Source organism: Segatella copri DSM 18205 (assembly GCF_025151535.1).
GTDB classification, from domain to species: Bacteria; Bacteroidota; Bacteroidia; order Bacteroidales; family Bacteroidaceae; genus Prevotella; species Prevotella copri.
Genome location: NZ_CP102288.1, coordinates 3,113,357 through 3,131,354, shown reverse-complemented (window position 1 = coordinate 3,131,354; position 17,998 = coordinate 3,113,357). Strand labels below are relative to the sequence as shown.

General features: G+C 47.4%; 13 protein-coding genes. All 13 read right to left on the bottom strand.

Annotation, left to right across the window (positions count from 1 at the left end; all coding sequences use genetic code 11):
* Window positions 1-171: 171 nt before the first annotated feature.
* A complete protein-coding gene (locus NQ544_RS13060) occupies window positions 172-1,293 on the bottom strand; it encodes an AAA family ATPase (RefSeq protein WP_040553162.1) in 1,122 nt (373 codons plus the stop codon).
* Window positions 1,294-1,543: 250 nt separating this feature from the next.
* Window positions 1,544-2,113: a pyridoxal 5'-phosphate synthase glutaminase subunit PdxT gene (pdxT, locus tag NQ544_RS13055; protein ID WP_006847582.1), complete on the bottom strand. Its 570-nt coding sequence runs from the start codon at window positions 2,111-2,113 to the stop codon at window positions 1,544-1,546.
* Window positions 2,113-2,988, bottom strand: a complete 876-nt coding sequence (gene pdxS / locus NQ544_RS13050) for a pyridoxal 5'-phosphate synthase lyase subunit PdxS (protein ID WP_006847583.1) — start codon at window positions 2,986-2,988, stop codon at window positions 2,113-2,115. Before pdxS ends, pdxT begins: the two co-directional genes overlap by 1 nt.
* 263 nt (window positions 2,989-3,251) lie before the next feature.
* Window positions 3,252-4,523, bottom strand: a complete 1,272-nt coding sequence (locus NQ544_RS13045; RefSeq protein ID WP_006847584.1) for an ATP-binding protein — start codon at window positions 4,521-4,523, stop codon at window positions 3,252-3,254.
* A gap of 211 nt (window positions 4,524-4,734) precedes the next feature.
* Entirely contained in the window at window positions 4,735-5,697 is a 963-nt protein-coding gene (locus NQ544_RS13040; protein ID WP_006847585.1) for a hydroxymethylpyrimidine/phosphomethylpyrimidine kinase, read from the bottom strand.
* A gap of 95 nt (window positions 5,698-5,792) precedes the next feature.
* Entirely contained in the window at window positions 5,793-6,275 is a 483-nt protein-coding gene (locus tag NQ544_RS13035; protein WP_040553164.1) for a lipocalin family protein, read from the bottom strand.
* A gap of 46 nt (window positions 6,276-6,321) precedes the next feature.
* Window positions 6,322-7,059, bottom strand: a complete 738-nt coding sequence (locus NQ544_RS13030) for a DUF1573 domain-containing protein (protein ID WP_006847587.1) — start codon at window positions 7,057-7,059, stop codon at window positions 6,322-6,324.
* An 11-nt stretch (window positions 7,060-7,070) separates the two neighbouring features.
* The gene (locus tag NQ544_RS13025) at window positions 7,071-9,158 is read right to left on the bottom strand and encodes a S8 family serine peptidase (protein ID WP_006847588.1); all 2,088 of its coding nucleotides are present in this window, start codon (window positions 9,156-9,158) and stop codon (window positions 7,071-7,073) included.
* Between the two features lie 31 nt (window positions 9,159-9,189).
* A complete protein-coding gene (locus NQ544_RS13020) occupies window positions 9,190-11,238 on the bottom strand; it encodes a BACON domain-containing protein (RefSeq protein ID WP_006847589.1) in 2,049 nt (682 codons plus the stop codon).
* 21 nt (window positions 11,239-11,259) lie between these two features.
* On the bottom strand, window positions 11,260-13,941 hold the full coding sequence (locus tag NQ544_RS13015; protein ID WP_006847590.1) for a DUF4458 domain-containing protein: 2,682 nt from the start codon (window positions 13,939-13,941) through the stop codon (window positions 11,260-11,262).
* Entirely contained in the window at window positions 13,941-15,521 is a 1,581-nt protein-coding gene (locus NQ544_RS13010) for a DUF8477 domain-containing protein (protein WP_006847591.1), read from the bottom strand. Before NQ544_RS13010 ends, NQ544_RS13015 begins: the two co-directional genes overlap by 1 nt.
* 18 nt (window positions 15,522-15,539) lie before the next feature.
* On the bottom strand, window positions 15,540-16,442 hold the full coding sequence (locus NQ544_RS13005; RefSeq protein WP_006847592.1) for a DUF4984 domain-containing protein: 903 nt from the start codon (window positions 16,440-16,442) through the stop codon (window positions 15,540-15,542).
* Window positions 16,443-16,457: 15 nt separating this feature from the next.
* Window positions 16,458-17,984 (bottom strand): RagB/SusD family nutrient uptake outer membrane protein, encoded by a 1,527-nt coding sequence (locus NQ544_RS13000; protein ID WP_006847593.1) that lies wholly within the window; start codon window positions 17,982-17,984, stop codon window positions 16,458-16,460.
* Window positions 17,985-17,998: the final 14 nt, after the last annotated feature.

The following is a 17,998-nucleotide window of genomic DNA, read 5'->3' as shown; positions in this document are numbered from 1 at the left end:
CAAACTTCTTGAACCTGAGCAAACGTATTCTTTCACTTGCTCAGTCGAATCCTTGTGCTTGTTCAGTCATATCCTTGTGCTTGCTCAGTCATATCTGTAGGCTTATTCAGATATATCAGTAGGCTCACTCTGCCGCTTCATTTCGCTTACTCAGACGTATCTTTTACTTACTCAACCAGCTCGCAGGCTCAGCTCCAAAAACTTGTCACATAATTGGTAAACGCCTTCATCTTGCGTGATAAAGTCTCTGTCCAGTAAGGTCTTGACAGCTCCCTGCACGGTGCTTGCACCAAGATGATACTTCTGCAAGAACTCTTGCGACATCAGGGAAGAAGGCTTACCTTCCTGAGCAATGGCTATGAGAAGCTGTTTCTGCTTGGCTGTAAGCTGATACAGCAAGGCCTGATAGGCAAAGCGTTGCTGGGAAAGGATGCTATCTATCGCCATCCTGACATCATCCTCCTGCAACAAAGACCTATCAGAAATTGAAGTATAAAGCATATTGAGTACATACTGAATATACCAGGTAATGCCATCGAAATGATGATATAAATAGGTAAAAGCCGCTGCACTTATCTCTTTATTGTTCCTGGCAAGATGGTGATTGGCAAAATCCAGGTAAGTCTGCTCATTGATTGCCTCCAACCCCATGATACTCGAACTATGATAGAACGGGCGTGACTGGGAAGTAAACATCAATGCCATCATGTGGCGCTTGGAGCCAGAAAAGACAAAGTTTGCATTGTGGCAATTCTGTATTCGCTTACGCAAGGTTGCCTCAACGGTTTTCTCTGGATAGTTTGCAACTGTCTGAAACTCATCTATCGCCACCAGACAAGGTTTATCTGCCTGTTCGAGATAAGCGAAGATCTCATCCAGCGTAATATCCGGAGCCTGAATATCTCCCAAACCAACACTCCACTCCGGATTTCCATTGATGTCAAAAGTGATAGTTGACTTCAGAGACTGGAGCATATTCAGGAAAAATTCCCATACTTTCCTGCCCTTTGGCTTGAGTGCCGTCAGGATTCCCTTGCCCAGCGCATAGACGAATTCGTTCAAATTCTTCGTATCATAAATATCAATATAGATGCAATGATACTGCTCACGGATGTTTTCCTTCTGAAAACAATTATAAATCAGTCCCGACTTACCCAGACGTCTTGGTGCAATCAATGCGACATTGCACCGATTGGTCAAATGGCGGGTAAGAAGAGCTGTTTCCTCTACCCTATCACAGAAATATTCCGGCGAAAGATAGCCTTCAATAATAAAAGGATTTAACTGTACCATAAGCATTTACATCATTATGAGTTTTACGTAACGAAGATTTCATAATGCAAAGATACGATGAATATTTGTAAACGGCAAACATTTATCGGAAAAAAGTATCAGACATTCAATAAAAAAGTATCTTAGGATACTTGCTCATGTATCTTAAGATACTTGGCAATGTATCCTAAGATACTTTGCTATGTAGCTTCATGTGCCCATGAAGCCTGTTTCATCGGGCAACGAAATAAGTTTCATCTCTGGATGAAGCCTACTTGCTGCACATCCCCAGAAAATACTTATGAATCTCCAGACTTTCGTTCAGTTCAGGATGAAAGGCGGTAACGAGCTGGTTACCCTGGCGGGCAGCCACAATCTTGCCATCTACCTCAGCAAGAACCTCAGCATCTCCCCACACCTCTTTAATATAAGGGGCACGGATGAAAGTCATTGGGATATTTCCCTCGATGCCCTTCATCGGAGCCTCGATGTAGAAACTGCCCAACTGGCGACCGTAGGCATTTCTCAAAGCCGTGATGTCCATCGAAGCAATGCGCTGGCTAGGCTCGCCCTCAATCTTCTTGGCAAGAAGAATCAAACCGGCACAGGTACCATAAACTGGCAAGCCGGCAGCAATCGCCACCTTCACTGGATCCATCAATCCCAATTCATTCAAGAGTTTCGCCTGGGTAGTACTCTCACCGCCCGGAATAATCAAGCCATCCTTTGGCTGGTTCCAATCCTTCAACTGGCGAACCTCGAAACTATCCACGCCCAACTGAGCCAACTTCTGTCTGTGCTCAGCAAAAGCGCCTTGTAAAGCTAATACTGCTATTCTCATTACTTACCTCTTTCAGCCATGAGCAAAGCTATCTCCTGCTCATTGATACCTACCATTGCCTCACCGAGGTCCTCGCTCAACTCAGCCAGCATCTTAGGGTCGTTGTAGTTGGTAACTGCCTTCACGATAGCCTGGGCACGCTTAGCTGGGTTACCGCTCTTGAAGATTCCAGAGCCTACGAATACACCCTCGGCACCGAGCTGCATCATCAGGGCAGCATCAGCTGGAGTAGCCACACCACCGGCAGCGAAGTTAACCACTGGCAACTTGCCGTTCTCGTGAACATACTTCACCAGGTCGTAAGGAGCCTGCAACTGCTTGGCTGCCTCGTAAAGTTCATCCTCGCTCATAGAAACCAGGCGGCGGATTTCGCTCTGCATCATACGCATGTGGGTAACAGCCTGAACCACATCACCTGTTCCTGGCTCACCCTTGGTACGGATCATCGTAGCACCCTCAGCAATACGGCGGAGCGCCTCACCCAGGTTCTTGGCACCACAAACGAATGGTACGTCAAACTGAGTCTTGTCAATGTGATAAACATTATCAGCTGGAGAGAGCACCTCGCTCTCGTCAATATAGTCGATTTCGATAGCCTGAAGAATCTGAGCCTCAGCGAAGTGACCGATGCGGCACTTAGCCATTACAGGGATAGAAACAGCCTCCTGAATACCCTTGATCATCTTAGGGTCGCTCATACGTGAAACACCACCTGCTGCACGGATGTCAGCTGGAATACGTTCCAAAGCCATTACTGCGCATGCACCTGCTGCCTCTGCGATTTTTGCCTGTTCTGGAGTTGTTACGTCCATAATCACACCACCCTTGAGCATCTGAGCCAAGTTGCGGTTCAATTCTTGTCTATTTTCTGCCATAATTCTTATATTTTTATTCAATTACGGCTGCAAAGGAAACATTTTTCACTGAAAACAGAAAAAAATGTTCCATTTTCTGCAAACATTGAGTCATTTTGTATAAAGAGAGATTCGCAAATATATAAGAGATATTCCTGAATATATAAAGAGGAGGAAAGCTGTTAAAAATACTAACTCGCTCTAAATTGGACTTTGATTGAAAATCAAGAAGCGCTGATGCAACTTAGTACCGTTACCAGGCAAGAAGTAAAATGAACCTTATTTTAATCTTTCAAGCACCCGATAGGAACAACATAAACACCATCTTTTCTTCGATAAGCGAAATCGCCTGTTCCCGTAAGTACCATCATGAAAGATGGATCATTCATTTTTTCTGTATTTATTTTACCGGCAAGAGTTAGCAGGTTTTCTGCACCCTCGTTAATGAGCTTGTCGCCACCTAACTTTACTTCAACAAGTCCATATTTACCATTACGCAGATGCACAACAGCATCACATTCCAATCCATTTTTATCGCGATAATGATACACCTCTCCATCTAATGCATCTGCAAAGACTCGCAAATCACGAATACAAAGGGTTTCAAAAAAGAGCCCCATCGTATTGAGGTCGTTGATAAGATCTTTAGGCCCCAGTCCCAATACTGCCGTTCCGATAGACGGGTCTATAAAGTAACGGGTATTTGCAGTACGGATAGCCGTCTTGGAGCGTAGGTTAGGATTCCAGGCTTCGGAATCCTCTATGACAAAAATCTTGCGCAAGGCTTCCAGATAGCTACCTGCTGTCTTCACGCTAATTTCATTTTCATCATTTGTCATCATATCAGCCACTATCGTTCCGATGGTTGCTTGCGAACCTTGATTCCGGGCGTATGAACGCAATAGCAATCTTGTAGTCGTTGCGTTACGATTTACTCCATCCACCCGCGAAATATCTTTCTTAATAACAGCATCCACATAGTCGAATGCTTGTTCCAAAGCTGCTTCGCCTTGTAATCCACAAGCAAAAGGCCAACCGCCACGGCAAATCAGATATGCCAGGTCATCTATCTTCAGTTTGTTAATGGCAACTATCTTTTCTGGTGTTTCAAATAAATGTGCCAAACTCACCTTTCCGTTTGATTCGCCTGATTCATAGAGACTCATTGGTCTCATCGTTAGCCAACTGAACCGTCCTGTTCCAGAATGGTGCATATCTTTTTCATCTGCAGGTACAGCAGAGCCTGTCAAGACAAACTGTCCCACATCATGCCGATGGTCAACCTCAAATCTGATGGCATCCCAAAGTTTGGGTGCCAACTGCCATTCATCAATAAGTCTTGGCGTATCACCCTCCAGCAAGAAAGAAGCATCAATCTCTGCCATCTGTAGATTTGTTTCCAATGAGGCAGGATTATCCATATACAGGATACTATTAGCCTGCTGTTCGGCGGTGGTAGTTTTCCCACACCATTTTGGACCTTCTATCAAGATAGCCCCCTTGCTTGCCAGTTTCTTTGCCAGCATTTGGTCTGCGATTCTATATTTGTATTCCATATTTTCAAATATTTGATTACGTGTGCAAAGATACTACTTTTTTTTGATATTTCCTCAGTTGGCTGGATTTTATTTCCTCAGTTGGCTGGATTTTATTTCCTCAGTTGGCTGGATTTCGTTTCCTCAGTTGGCCGTATTTCATTTCCTCAGTTGACCGTATTTCATTTCCTCAGTTGACCGTATTTTATTTCCTTAATTGGCCGGACTCATTTTAATTAACAGGTTTTGGTTGCCTGAAAGCAGAAGGCGTTACCCCTCTCATCTTCTTGAAGAATTTGGTGAGATGCGCCTGCGAGGAGAAACCGAAGGTATTGGCTATCTCCTGAACCGTATGCGTGGTGGTAGAAAGCTCGCGCTCTATCTCCTTCACTATGTATTCATCGATGATTGCCTTCGGCGTCTTGCCGGAGATGCGGCGGGTAACCTGAGCCAGATAACGGCCACTCACATTCAACTGGTCGGCATAGAAATGAACATCGCTGTAAGTGCGGCAGAAGTTATTAACCTGCGATATAAACTGGTTGTAAAGCTCGGAACTCCTGCCCTGCAGATTGCTCTGGCGCACGAGTTCTACATTGATGAAATCCTGCGCCATCGCCAGCGCCTCCTCCATCTTCTTGCCCTGATTCAGATAGACGGCAAGAGCTGAAGAGAAACGGTTGATGAGACCATGCGAATTGGCATTGTCGAGGCGATAGATCCGGAGTCCCTGCTTCTCGGCAAGGCTCAGTAGTTTGGAATTCTGAAGAATGATGTCGCTCTCCTTCTTGCGTGACACGACGACAGAACAGAGCGGCAGCAGACGGTATTTGATCTGGCTCACCACATCTTCCGTCATCAGCGCATCGCCCTGGCTCGACCAGATGGCAGGGGCATAGATGATATGGGCAGGACGGTACCTGGTCAACGCATCGATGACCACATTCAGCGTTTCCACCCTGCGTATCATACCAATCTTCACAATATCAGGCTGCATATCGTTCATGATAGCCTCAATCTGCCCCGAAACAATCTCGGCAGGAATATCAAAGAACTCCTGAATACCGAGCGTATTCTGCACAGTGATGCTGGTTATCGCCGAAACAGCATAACCGCCCAACTCGGAAATCGTCCTGATGTCCGCCTGCACACCAGAGCCTCCGGTGCTGTCTGAACCTGTAATCGTTAATATCATATTCTTAAACTTTGAACCCGATGATAAGTTTGAGGGCAAAGATACAAAAAAAGAGCGAATAATCCGCAGAATTTGCAGATAATTCGCTCTTTTTTTTATTCTTCAGTGAGATCTTTACATTCCTTGAGTATCTCGGCAGGTACCTCATCGCAACGCTTGTAGCGGCTGATGTCGGTAACATCGTCCTTGGCGGTCCATATCATGGAACCCGATGCCAGGAGACGGGTTACGAGATAACTCTGGTTCCAGTCGCCCTTACCGTTATCATAGCTTCCGCTGATAATGTAGCCCTGGTATGGATCGTTCTTGATAGCGAACGAACCGGTGATATGGCGACCATACATACTGTCAAACTTCTGATACATCTCGAAAGTCTGGTCCTTGCGGTTGAAAACGATGTAGCAGTATGTGCCCTCAGCAAGAGGTTCACCGTTCCACTCAGCCAACTCCCATGTGCCATGAAGATTGGCAGGTGTAACTTCCAGAGAAGGCTCCTCCGGTTCTTCATCATCGCTGCTGCAGGCTGCAAAGCCGCAGGCAAACAAAGCAATCACCAGGAGGGTGAAGAGTTTTTTCAAATATTTCATTGTCTTGGTATTTTTTCTTTTTTACTTTTTTTCCCTTTTACCTTTTTACCTTTACAACGACCTGTATCGTTCTGTCAGACGGGCGGGCGTCCAAGCCCTCCAGAATAACAGGGAAGGTGAAGGATTCGGGCATCGTAGCCGGAATCTTATCGGCTATGATGGTGATGACGAGGTCAGCCTCATCACCCGGTTCTATCACCTCAGGCTCTGTCGTAAGACGGGCATAAGGAGGAAGAAGGAGGCTGGATATACGGAGCGGCTTGTCACCGCTGTTTCCGCAGAGGATACGTGCCTCAGGCTCTGTGCCCGGCTTTACCTCTGTGATACTTGCCTTCGCCTGTTTCAGTCTGAGTGCTCCCATCTTGTGCGGATAGCGTGCCCACTGGTCAGCACCCGGCAGCACCTTTCCCGTTAAGGCAAGCTTAACGGCAGGCTGTCCCTCTACCTCTTTCAGATAGAGATAAGCACCCGTATTGATGGTGCCCGGATAGCGGTTAGGCGTGAAGGTGATCTGCACCTGACAGGTATCGCCAGGCTTCATCACATCCCCCCTAACATAAGAACTGGTACATCCACAGGTGGTTCTCACCTGTGTGATGTGCAGTATCTTCTTGCTCACATTCTTACCTACGAAGGTGAAGGTGCGAGGCGCATCGTCCTCGGTCATCGTACCTGCATCGATAAGCGGATGCTCAAACTTCAGCAGTTCCTTCTGCGCATTCACCGTAACAGGCAAAGCCAGGAAGAAAAGCGATAGGAAAGCAAATATCTTCATATTATATCCACTTACATCCAACCATTGTTACCGGCACTCTTTCTAACAGTCACAACTACGGTCTGGCTGGTACCATCGGCAGCTGTTACGGTGAGCGATGTGCTTCCGGAAGCGAGTCCTTTCACGGTGAGCGTCTTGCCATCTACCGAAGCAGAAGCTACGCTGCTATTCGCTACAGAGCAAGAGAATCCCTCTGTCTGACCTGCGAAATATGCAGCGAGGTTGAGAGAAACAGTCTTCTCGATGCCCACATACACGTTAGGCAACTTCATATCAGAACTGAGTTTCTTGTTCTTGATGTTGTTCAAGAGCTGAGCTGCATCAATCAGACCAGCACCCATCTTGCCGATGTACTTAGAGAGCTGTACAATCTCTGGCGAAGCACCTACGGTAGAATGGTTCATGTAGTAGGTCTTGGTTGCACCATTCTGATAATGACTATCCAATTCCTTCACAGATTTCTTCATCAGGGCTACGAAGTCGGCAGCACGATAATGACGGTTCGTCTTGCTTGCATAAGCGAGACCCAAGGCAGCCACACCCGAAACATGAGGACAAGCCATAGAGGTACCCTCCATGTAGCCGTAAGCAGGCTGACCGTTCTTGATCATCGTAGAGAGCACAGCACCTTTCTGCTCGGTTGTCTCTGCCCAGTATTCATCTTCCTGCTCGCCAATCTTGCTGTAATAATCCAAGTCGCCACCAGGAGCGCTCAGGGTTACGAGCGAACCGTAATCAGTGTAGCAGGCTGGAGTATAGTCGGCAGCTAATGAAGATACGCTGACGCACTTAGAGTAAGCACCTGGGAAAGCAGGATTGCCAGCATACTCGTTACCGGCTGCGAAGACTGGAATACCGCCGTCGATGACACCATTAGGCGAACCGGCATTGTTGATGAAGTAATCCAGAGCTTCCTTCTCCAGCGGATAGGTCTCAGCCCATTCCTTCTCGGTAGCAGGACCCGGAGTATAACCATTGATGATGCTAGACTCTGAAGAGTTGTAACCCCAACTGCACTGCAGGATGACAGCACCATTATCGGCAGCATACTTGATGGCTCTCGCCTCGCCTGCCAAGGTTACACTGTTCTGGCCGGAGAATACCTGGCATGACATGATCTTGACACCAGAGTTAGGAGTACCGTCACCACCAGCTACACCACAAACACCTTTACCATTATTATTAACGGCTGCAATAGTACCAGCTACGTGAGTACCATGACCGGTGTCATTGGCATCAGTCCAGGTAATATCGCCACTCTCAGTAACGAAGTTGTAGCCATGAAGGTCGCCCTCATAACCATTACCGTCGCCGTCAGTCTTGGCACCCTGAACGCTTTCGCCCGGGTTGCACCACATGTTGGCTGCCAGATCAGGGTGCGTATACATCACGCCCTCATCAAGAATAGCCACGATGATAGAAGGATCGCCTGTACAGGTCTTCCATGCCTCAAGTGCATTCACGTCACATCCTGCCTTAGCACCCACCTGATTATTGTTGAGCTTCTCAAAGTCATAGTGGTCCTCACCCAGGTTACGGTAATGCCACTGGCTGGCAAAGCCTGGGTCGTTTGGCTCGCCCTCGGCTGCTGAGCGGGTAGACTTCTGCTGAAGTGCCTTATCGCTGAGATAGATGCGCTTGCTGTCTGTATTGTAAGCACGCTTGATGCGACCGTTAGTCTGAACCTTTGAGATTTCACCCAACTGCTTCAGGCGATCGGCAGCCGCCTTCAGGTCGGTTCCCTTATTAAACTTCACCGTATACCAGAGGTGGAGTCCCGCCTCGCGGGTTCTTGCCTCAGTATTTGCATCTACCGGGAACACACGCTCAAAGCTGTAGCTTCCCAGGATGTCGAGCACCTCGTCAGTAGAAGGAATACCCGAACGGGTAGCCTTTCCGGCGCGAGTCTTGCTCAGTTGTGCCTGGTCGAGGATATCGCTCATCTCCGGACTGAACTTTATCAGCAACTCACCCGCCTCAGCATCTGCAGGGATGGTGATTTCAGAATTGCCGTCAGAAGAGCCGATGGTTGACAGGCTGTCAGAACAGCCCGTCAATGCCAATGCGACCATTGCTATATAGAAAAACTTTTTCTTCATTGTTTGCTTCTATATTGTTTTTATGTTTATCTTACTTTTTCTTAGTTCTCCTGTACTTAGCCATCAGCGCAGCTTCATTAATATCGCCTGCTGCCACGTATGTGCGGTAGTAGAGCGGATAAGCTACACCCGGAATCTCCCACTTGCTGCCTGGGTCGCTGGTTCCGTAATAGTAGTCGTAGCTGTAGCTGTCTTCTGTCATATTAGAGAAACCAACGGCAGCGCCATCGCTGTTCTTACCCTTAGGCTGCTGGTTGAAGATCAACGTAGGTGCATTCCATTCTACCAGGTGTGGATGGAAGAGAATCCAGTTTGGCACCTCACCTGTAAAGAAGTTCAGGTTGAGTGACAACTGACGGCAGTTTGGCAATACACGTGGCACCTCGCTAGCATAAACATCCTCGCAAACTACAGAACCATCCTTGTGTTTGCAGGTTACAGGATTATTCCAGCCTGAGAGCAACCACTTGCAGGTATCGCCTACCAGCTTGTCGAGATAATCTTCCTTGTTAGTAGAGAAGTCAGACTTGCTGTATCGGGTGGCCTTGCCGGCAGCCTCCAGAGCTGCATCCATCTCTTCATCGGTAGGAAGTTCACCCTCCAGGAAGCAGTAAGACAACTTCAGTGTATTCAACTTATCCCATGTCAGGAGCTTGAGAAGCGCCTGACGGTCTGCAGATCCGGCATTTACCTTACCATACAGTCCGATAGGATAGTTATTATAAACATAGACGCCTGATGCATTCTTTTCGCCCAGCGAAGCGATGTTGATGACAACATCCGTACGGCGCTGTGCATAGAGAATGAGGTTACGCAACTTAGGGAAGTTCTTCTCGTTGACGATATCGGTGATATCCGACAACTTGTTGAAGTTGTTATTTACCAGGTTGAGCGATTCAAGACTCTTGCCCAGCTTAACAAAGCTAGCAGGCAACTGAGTCAGACCGTAAGCCTGAACGGTAAGATTCTTCAGATACTTCAGCGAGCAGATTTCATCACCGAGCTTCACCTCACGAATCTGGTTGTTCTCGTTGGCAGCAACAGAGAATGACTCCAGGAACTTGAGATTACCCACTTCCTTAGGAAGAGTTTCGCCACTCTTGAGGTTGAACATGCTGAACTTGACAGAACGTACACGTCCTAAAGCCTCAGGATGATCCTTCACGAAATCATCAGTAGCTTCCCAGAGCGTTACGCCGCTCCAGTTGCGCATGTTCTCGCTGGAATCGAAGGTAGCAATGCTACCCAGTTTCTGGTGGATCATGATGACAGAGAGAGAGTCACCGGCACGGTTGTCCTCAATCTTTGGTGCTGCCTTCTGACGAACGGTCAGGATAACATCATCGGTAGGATTACCATCTGCATCTACCAGCTGGTCTTCAGCCTTGACTGGCACGAGATGAACCTTAGCCACACGAACGGCAGGAACCACGTTCATCGCCCAGCGGAACTTGAAGTTCACGGTGCGAGGACGGTACTTTCTGTCCAGCTTGATACCCAGGTTAGTACCTGTCAGCTTATCTTCATCCTTGCTGTTCAGAAGCCAGCCCTCACGCTCGCTCTCGTTCTCTGCCTTCTCAGCATCGGTCAGATCCCCCTCGAAAGAATACTCTATCTTACCAATCTTGCATTCCACGTTGGCGGAAATCAGACTCTCGAAAGCACGATTATCGTAAGAACCGGAGTTTTCGATTTCTACAACAGGATCCTTCAGGAAGATCTGCTTGCCATAACCGAACTGGGTGATGGTAAGCTTGCGACTCTGTCCGTTGGCACCCTGGAAACTGAGTTCTGTGCTGCGAAGCGTGTTGGAAAGAGTAGAATCCACCGTGATGGTACCCTCAACAGAACCCACACCGTTGGCAGGCGAAAGCATCAGCCAAGGCTCAGAGGTATTTGCCACCCAGTCCTGTGAGGCAGCGATGGCAATCTGCTCCGTTCCACCCTGAGGGCCTATGGCTATCTCCTCTTTATCGAGCGCCAGTCCTCCTGGGATATCGACATCATCCTTATCGCTGCAGGCTGTGAAAAGCCCGGCAGCGAGAACGATACCTAATGTCAGTTTATTCATATATTTCATATTACTACTTTCTTATAGGGTTTAATTTTCGAGATCCAAAGCATCGCAACCGCGGATGTCCTGATTTTTGTCGTAGAACAGCATATACCTACCTGCCTTGATGTATGGGCAGACGCTGGTTACATCGATAGAGATGTTAGGGTTGTCTGCGATATTCAGGATATAAAGGTGAGAGGTCAGTGTCTCTTCTACCTTACGGATATCATTGGAACCAATCTGGAACTGGATCAGGCTCGGACAGGTTGTGATTCCTGTAGGCCATGTACGCAGACAACGCTGGTCCTTCCCATCACGCTGGTGGTTGATGGCAAAGGCACGGAGCACGGCACTGTTCAATGGCTGGGTTGGCACCTCGGTGAAGCAGTTGTAGCTCAAGTCCATATTGGTAATGTATGGCAATGTGGTTGAGCGGAAGTCATCAGAGAGGGATGTCAACTTGTTGAATCGGAAGTCGATGACCTGCAGCAGATAAGCCTTCTTGCCCTTGATGGAACCCTTAGGGATGGTGCGCATCTGGTTGCCGCTCAAATCGATGGTTGTGATTGGCGAACCGGCTGTAAACAACTCAGAAGGGAACTTCTCTATCTTATTGTTTGACAGACTGACTGAAGCTGCATTGATACCCTTGTAGGTACCATGACTATTATCTACACCTGTAATCTCGTTGTAAGAGAAGTCTACAGAACCCATCTCGCGAACAGAACTTGCATCGAAGATATTCGGAATCTTCTTCAGTTTGTTGTGAGCGAAGGTCAGACTCTCTACATCTTCTGTAAAGGCACAGAGATTAGCAGGAACCTCCTCAATCTGGTTGTTGTTCAGATAGAGAGAAGTAAGTGCTACCTCAGAACCGAACGGATGCAACTTCTTGATGTTGTTGTAAGCCAGGTCGAGCAGACCGAGATTCACCATCTTGCTCAAGGCAGATGACTCTGGGAACTCCTCCAGGTTGTTGTAACTCATATAGAGAATCTGGAGTGTCTTACCGGTCTTCTCCTCAGCTAAGCGGGTCCAGTCGCTTCTCAACTGGTTGGCTGAGATTCCCTTGCATCGTGCCAGGTTCATCGCCTGCAATTTAGGGAGATTATAGTAGAAGTCTGGAATGCGACTGATCTTCGGACAGTTGTAAAGTTCGATATCGGTCAGGTTTTCCATCTTGTCCCAATCCTCATCCTTGAATTCCTGTGCAAACTTACCATAAACAGGATCGTCAGCATTGTAGAACTTCGCACAAACCTCATCGGATGTGATAGAAGAGTTACCGATATAGAACTGCTGCAACTTAGTCAGACGATAGATGGCCTTAGATACACCTGTAATCTTGTTGGTCAATGTACCGATCTGTGCATCCTTCAGGTTGATGCGGCTGTCCTTCTTGATTCTGTTCTTCGGTGCCACCTTAGGATCAGAGTTGTAGCTTTCTACAATCATATCCGACATATTGGCACGTGGGTCATACTTCAGGAACTTGTTCTCATAGTCGTGACGCATGCTGCTCTTCTTTGCTGCAGTCAGACTGTTTGCATCATAATCATTGAAGATGTTGGCACCAATCTTCTCATCGTGAGAACCGAGGTTGAGCACCTGGAGTTCTGTCAGCTGTCCGATGGCATCAGGTACGATTCCCTTTGCTCCGAAACCGGCGATGATAAGACCGATGACACGGCCGTTGCTGTTGAGCGTTACGCCCGGCTGTTCGCCCCACATATCGAGTTCCTTGTTGAAGTTCCAGTTAGCTCCCTTGAAGGTAGCATCACCATAGAAGCTCCACTCCTTACCCTGGAGAGATTCCCAGATAGCCTTCAACGCCTCATAGTCCTTGATATACTCCTTGGTCTTGGAAAGGAGGATAGGCACCTGAGCTTTATCATTGAGTTGATTGTCCTCTATAATGAAAGTCTCACCCTTTACAGGCTGGGTCTCATACTTGGTCTTCACCGCACCTGTCTTGCCGTAGGTGGTATATGAGGTAACCTGATAGGTACCGGCAGGCAGCCATACGGTAGAATCGCAGTAAGCTGTACCTGTGTCCATATACTTATCGTTCTCATTGTCAGGATTCTGATTCTCCTTGCTTCCCTCCTTGTATTTCACCTTCAGTTCAGGGAAAGTATAGGTCTCACGGGTAAAGAGATTAGTTACGCTGACATCAACGAGACGGATGTTAGAGAAGAGATACTCGGCACCACCGGCACGGGTCTTCTCCCACTCCTTCACGAGATTGAACTTCACCTTACCACGCTCCACAGTCTCCACCATGAGGTTCTGTACTTCCAGACCGCCACCTACTACAGTGAATGTTTCGCCGGCAGAAGAAGCCAGCAACTCCTCGTCTACAGCATCATAGAGATAGAAACCGATGACGGTGTAAGTACCCGAAGCGAGTTGCAGTTTTTCACTTCTCAGACCATACTCTGCATTCTCTGAATTATAAGAATTGAGCACCAGTGTCTGAGAGACAGTTGTACCGTTGTGCTCCATGACCACCTTGATTTTCTTGGCATCATCCAGTTTCTCAAGTTTGTCAAGGGCAGTAGCACGGGTAGCTCTAGAAGAAACCTTCTTGCTGAGCGTGAACTGCACATATCCGTATGTGCCGTCCCAGCCTCCGGTTTCATCATCCGAGCAACTTGTTGCTGCAAAGGTCAGGAGAGAGACCAAGAGCAACAAGAGTGCCTTTGAAAATATTTTCATTCTGTTCATTACTTTCTAATTTTTCTGATAGAAGTATGTTTCTTACTCATTCCCTCACCAGGAGATTCAACAACAAGAACCTTTACAGGAGTTCCGTTGTCCTCGAATACCATAAATATCGGAGTAGCAGCAGGAACCTTTACGAAGAATACCCAGTTATTATTCGTATCCATACTAGGCTCTGCAGGAACATCATTTCCGTTGCTATCCATAACTGTAAGATAGCCTGTCTCCATCATAGTGGTAGGATCCCAATCCTTGATATTAGGATTAACTGTAAGAGAGCTTCCTACTTCTGACTGAGCGACATATATTTCGTCACCATTGTAGCCAAATACTTCTGATATGACAGAACCATACATTGATTTATCCTTCTTGCACTCTACTGGCAAGTAGTTCATCTTCAAGATTGTCGGTGCTGCAGACTGATCATCAGCAGAAGAGTTGGCCTCCTTCTGTACAACATCCATCAGGAAGTAACGGTCGTAATCGCTCTTCACAGTCATGAAGTCTTCCTCCAGCATTCCGTCGAGTCCATTCTCCAGACTCTCGAATACGCTCTTTGGCAATGCATAAACCAAGAACTCACGGCTTCCGCTGCCTAATGGAGCGACTGTGAGCTTCACATCACCCTTCTCACCCTGCAGCTTCACAGCACCAGTTCCATCCTCAAACAAACCATTCTCCGTGTTTTCGAAGACTACCAGCTGGTAAGCATCACCCAAGGTCTTGAGGGTGAAAGGAACGAAGTTGTAGAAAGTGAAATCATTGGTATCACCACCAGTCAGGCTAGAACCATTCTGAGTGAACACCTTACCATCGAGAGATACATTCCATACTGCCCACTGTGAAGAGGTTGGATAAGTAACATCCATGGTGCTGGTGGTCATACCATTATAGATAACAGGTACGGTTACAGCAGCCTTGCCATCCTCAGAAGTAAAGGTGATGGTGTAGTTGCCGTCCTTAGCGATGGCATACTTAGCACTTACGCCCTGATTCTCCTTGAAGGAAACTCCGCCTACAGCATCCTTGTTAGGTGTACCTACCAGGAAGCCGCCTTCCAAGTCTACCCAAGCTGGAGTATTGGTAACAGCAAAACGGTAGTTTGACTTTACGGTAAACTTGGTGTATACATTGTAACCTACAGTGATACCTGTCTCGGTGATATCATTGCCAGCCGCATCGAATACCTGCAACTTATAGCCGGCAGCCGAACGCTTAACCTCAGCTATGGCAACCTTCTGACCACTCATATTCAGGAAGAGCTGAGCCACGCTCATATCCTTGCTGGCATCATCATCAGTAATCTTAACCTTGATGGTCTGCTTGCCTGCAGTACCATTGAGTACGAAGGCGTCTGTTTTCTCGCCCTGCACCAGTTTACACCAGATTTTGTCTGAAGAAAGGCTCCAGCTCTCGTTAGCTTCGAAAGTAAACTCTTTCACTTCGCCAGCTTCACCGGCGATAGGCTGTACCTGTGGGAATACAGGAGTTACGGCATCGTCATCGCTGGAACAAGCTGTGAACAGAGTCACTGATACCAGCGCCATCAATACGAGCCAATATTTTGAAATCAATGTTTTCATTTTCTTTTTATTCTACGATTAATATCCTTGTTCTTTCAATTTCTCTGCCTCTGCATCGTCGATCCATTCAAATACGGTGATAAAGGTACCTACATTACCGAATAATGAACCATCCTTGTTGTTTACACTCATAACAACATACTGCAATACATAGTTCTGGCAGGTGTTATAATAAGAGGTATAGAGAGAAGGCTGGCTGATGCGCAACTTGCCGTCTCCATAGATGGTACCGAACGCCTCGCCGGTCTCACCGGCTATCTGGTCGTCCATCTCTACCTTTGGCTCAAGCATGTTCTTGGTATTGAACTTCAACTTCAGGTTGTAGCCCTTATAGTAAACATCCTTCAGCAGAACGGTATTCTCCTCACCTTCCACCACCTCGGTCTTGATCAGACGGTTGTTTACGTTGTTCAGATACTTGCTGTAGAAGGTAGATGTTACCATGCACCAGCCAGAGAAGTTGTGGATATCGAAAGGACAAGACTTCTGCATTACCACGTGGGCATAGTCCTTATAGAGATCTGTCCAGTTATACTTCTCCGGAATCACCAGTTTCAGGGTGAAGCCGAGCGAATCGGTCTTGCCGATGTTATCATAGATACCCTGAACCTTCACATTTCCTACCATCTCGCCCGCCTTGATTGTAACGGTGTTGTTGAGGATGCGGTAATGCTTACCCTCGATGGCATTGCTCTGCTTGTCTACTACCTCCACGCCGAAGGTGCGGTCGTAGTCAGCTTTTTCGGTTGCAGATACAGGCACATTGAAAACCTCATTGCTTTCCTGTACAGCATACTGATAGAGCGTATCAGAGAACATGATATGACTTGGACCAGCATAAGTGGTATAATCCTGTGAACAACTCACAAGAGCGATGAGTGCAGCTACGGCTGCCAAACATCCCATCATTATTTTCTTCATGATCGTCTCCTTATTTTATTTGTTACTTTCATTAGGCTGAATCTCAGAACCTGGTGCCTCAAGCTCATGCTGAGGAATTGGCCAGACAAAGAGAGGGTCATCCTTTTCAACCTTCAGACTGCTCTGCACGAAGTTGGCAGCAGGCTGGTCGGCAGCCTTACGCTCAAATCCCTTGTGCCAGCGCTTGAGGTCGTTCAGACGGAAGCCTTCCATATAGAGTTCCTTCACGCGCTCTGCCTCGATTATCTTCATGGCGTTGCTCTCGCTCATCGAGGTGTTACCACCATAAGATGAGTAGCGGGCTGTACGCAAGGTAGAGATGTCCTTACCTGCCTTACTATAGTCCCCCTTCATGGCGTAAGCCTCAGCACGTATCAGATACTGCTCTGACAGACGGAATACCATTGGCTGATGAACATGCAGGATATTGTTGTTCAGGAATTCTGCATCGCCGAAATACTTGCTCAGCAAAGGCCACTGCAAACCGTGCTCATAACCTGTTACACGGGTTGTGAAGATGGCTGCAGCACGGAGGTCATTGCTGTCGAATGAGTTGATGACCCATGTCTCAGGCACATAGTCAGGGCGATAAGTTACGAAGTTGTAGTTATCGAAGATGGTACCCAGTGCACCGCCATAGCTGTTCACGGTGAAGCCTACCTTCCAGATAGCCTCACGCGAATCACCATAGGTCCAGATATACTTATAATCGTTCACCTGGTTTGAATAGGTGTTGGAAGAAGCCTTCTCCAATGTATAATACTTACTGCCGATTACCTTAGATGCATACTTGATGGCATCATCATACTTATGCATATATAAGGATACGCGCGCACGCAAGGCATGACAGGTATACTCGTTGAAGTAAATCTCGTTGTAGAGACTTCCTGTGAAGTCTTCGTCTACCTTCAGATACCCAGTAGCCTTGTCAAGGTCTCTCAATACGAATTCGTATGATTCCTTCAGACTGGCTCTCTTCTGTGGCTCATTGCCGTAATAGTGCTCTGTGAGTACCACGCCGAGTTCCTTCTCTGCCTGCTCATCGCTATCGTAAGCCTTGCAGAAACACTTGATCAACTCTGAGTAAGCCAGGGCACGAGCGAAATAAGCCTCGCCCTCACACTGCTCCAACTTGTCGAGCTCCTTATCACTGTTGGTGTTTGCCTTTACCTTATCTACATTGTCGAGCAGGAAGTTGGCATTGTTGATAACACCATAAAGGTCGGCATATACCGCCTCGATGTCGGTGTTGGTAGCCTTGATATCTTTCCAACGGTAGATATCGCCATAGGCATTAGAGTAGCCCTTCACGCAGTACACGAAGTCTGCCTGCAGATCTGGCAGGATTGTCAGATTGCCCGAATAGAGGGCGCTGCTCTTGAAACTGTCGTAGATACCGTACACCAGCTTGTCTATGTCGCCCACCGTGTTGATAGCCTGGTCCATGCGGATAGAATCCTCTGGATACTTATCAAGACAGGAAGACATCGAGAGGGCTAGGATTCCCGACAGGATGTATGTCTTTATATTTTTGATATTCATTTTTTTCTCCTTTC

Bases quoted from the DNA above. Each gene is read 5' to 3' on its own strand.
- NQ544_RS13060 (WP_040553162.1), bottom strand. From the start codon at position 1,293: ATGGTACAGTTAAATCCTTTTATTATTGAAGGCTATCTTTCGCCGGAA.
- pdxT (WP_006847582.1), bottom strand. From the start codon at position 2,113: ATGAGAATAGCAGTATTAGCTTTACAAGGCGCTTTTGCTGAGCACAGA.
- pdxS (WP_006847583.1), bottom strand. From the start codon at position 2,988: ATGGCAGAAAATAGACAAGAATTGAACCGCAACTTGGCTCAGATGCTC.
- NQ544_RS13045 (WP_006847584.1), bottom strand. From the start codon at position 4,523: ATGGAATACAAATATAGAATCGCAGACCAAATGCTGGCAAAGAAACTG.
- NQ544_RS13040 (WP_006847585.1), bottom strand. From the start codon at position 5,697: ATGATATTAACGATTACAGGTTCAGACAGCACCGGAGGCTCTGGTGTG.
- NQ544_RS13030 (WP_006847587.1), bottom strand. From the start codon at position 7,059: ATGAAGATATTTGCTTTCCTATCGCTTTTCTTCCTGGCTTTGCCTGTT.
- NQ544_RS13025 (WP_006847588.1), bottom strand. From the start codon at position 9,158: ATGAAGAAAAAGTTTTTCTATATAGCAATGGTCGCATTGGCATTGACG.
- NQ544_RS13020 (WP_006847589.1), bottom strand. From the start codon at position 11,238: ATGAAATATATGAATAAACTGACATTAGGTATCGTTCTCGCTGCCGGG.
- NQ544_RS13015 (WP_006847590.1), bottom strand. From the start codon at position 13,941: ATGAACAGAATGAAAATATTTTCAAAGGCACTCTTGTTGCTCTTGGTC.
- NQ544_RS13010 (WP_006847591.1), bottom strand. From the start codon at position 15,521: ATGAAAACATTGATTTCAAAATATTGGCTCGTATTGATGGCGCTGGTA.
- NQ544_RS13005 (WP_006847592.1), bottom strand. From the start codon at position 16,442: ATGAAGAAAATAATGATGGGATGTTTGGCAGCCGTAGCTGCACTCATC.
- NQ544_RS13000 (WP_006847593.1), bottom strand. From the start codon at position 17,984: ATGAATATCAAAAATATAAAGACATACATCCTGTCGGGAATCCTAGCC.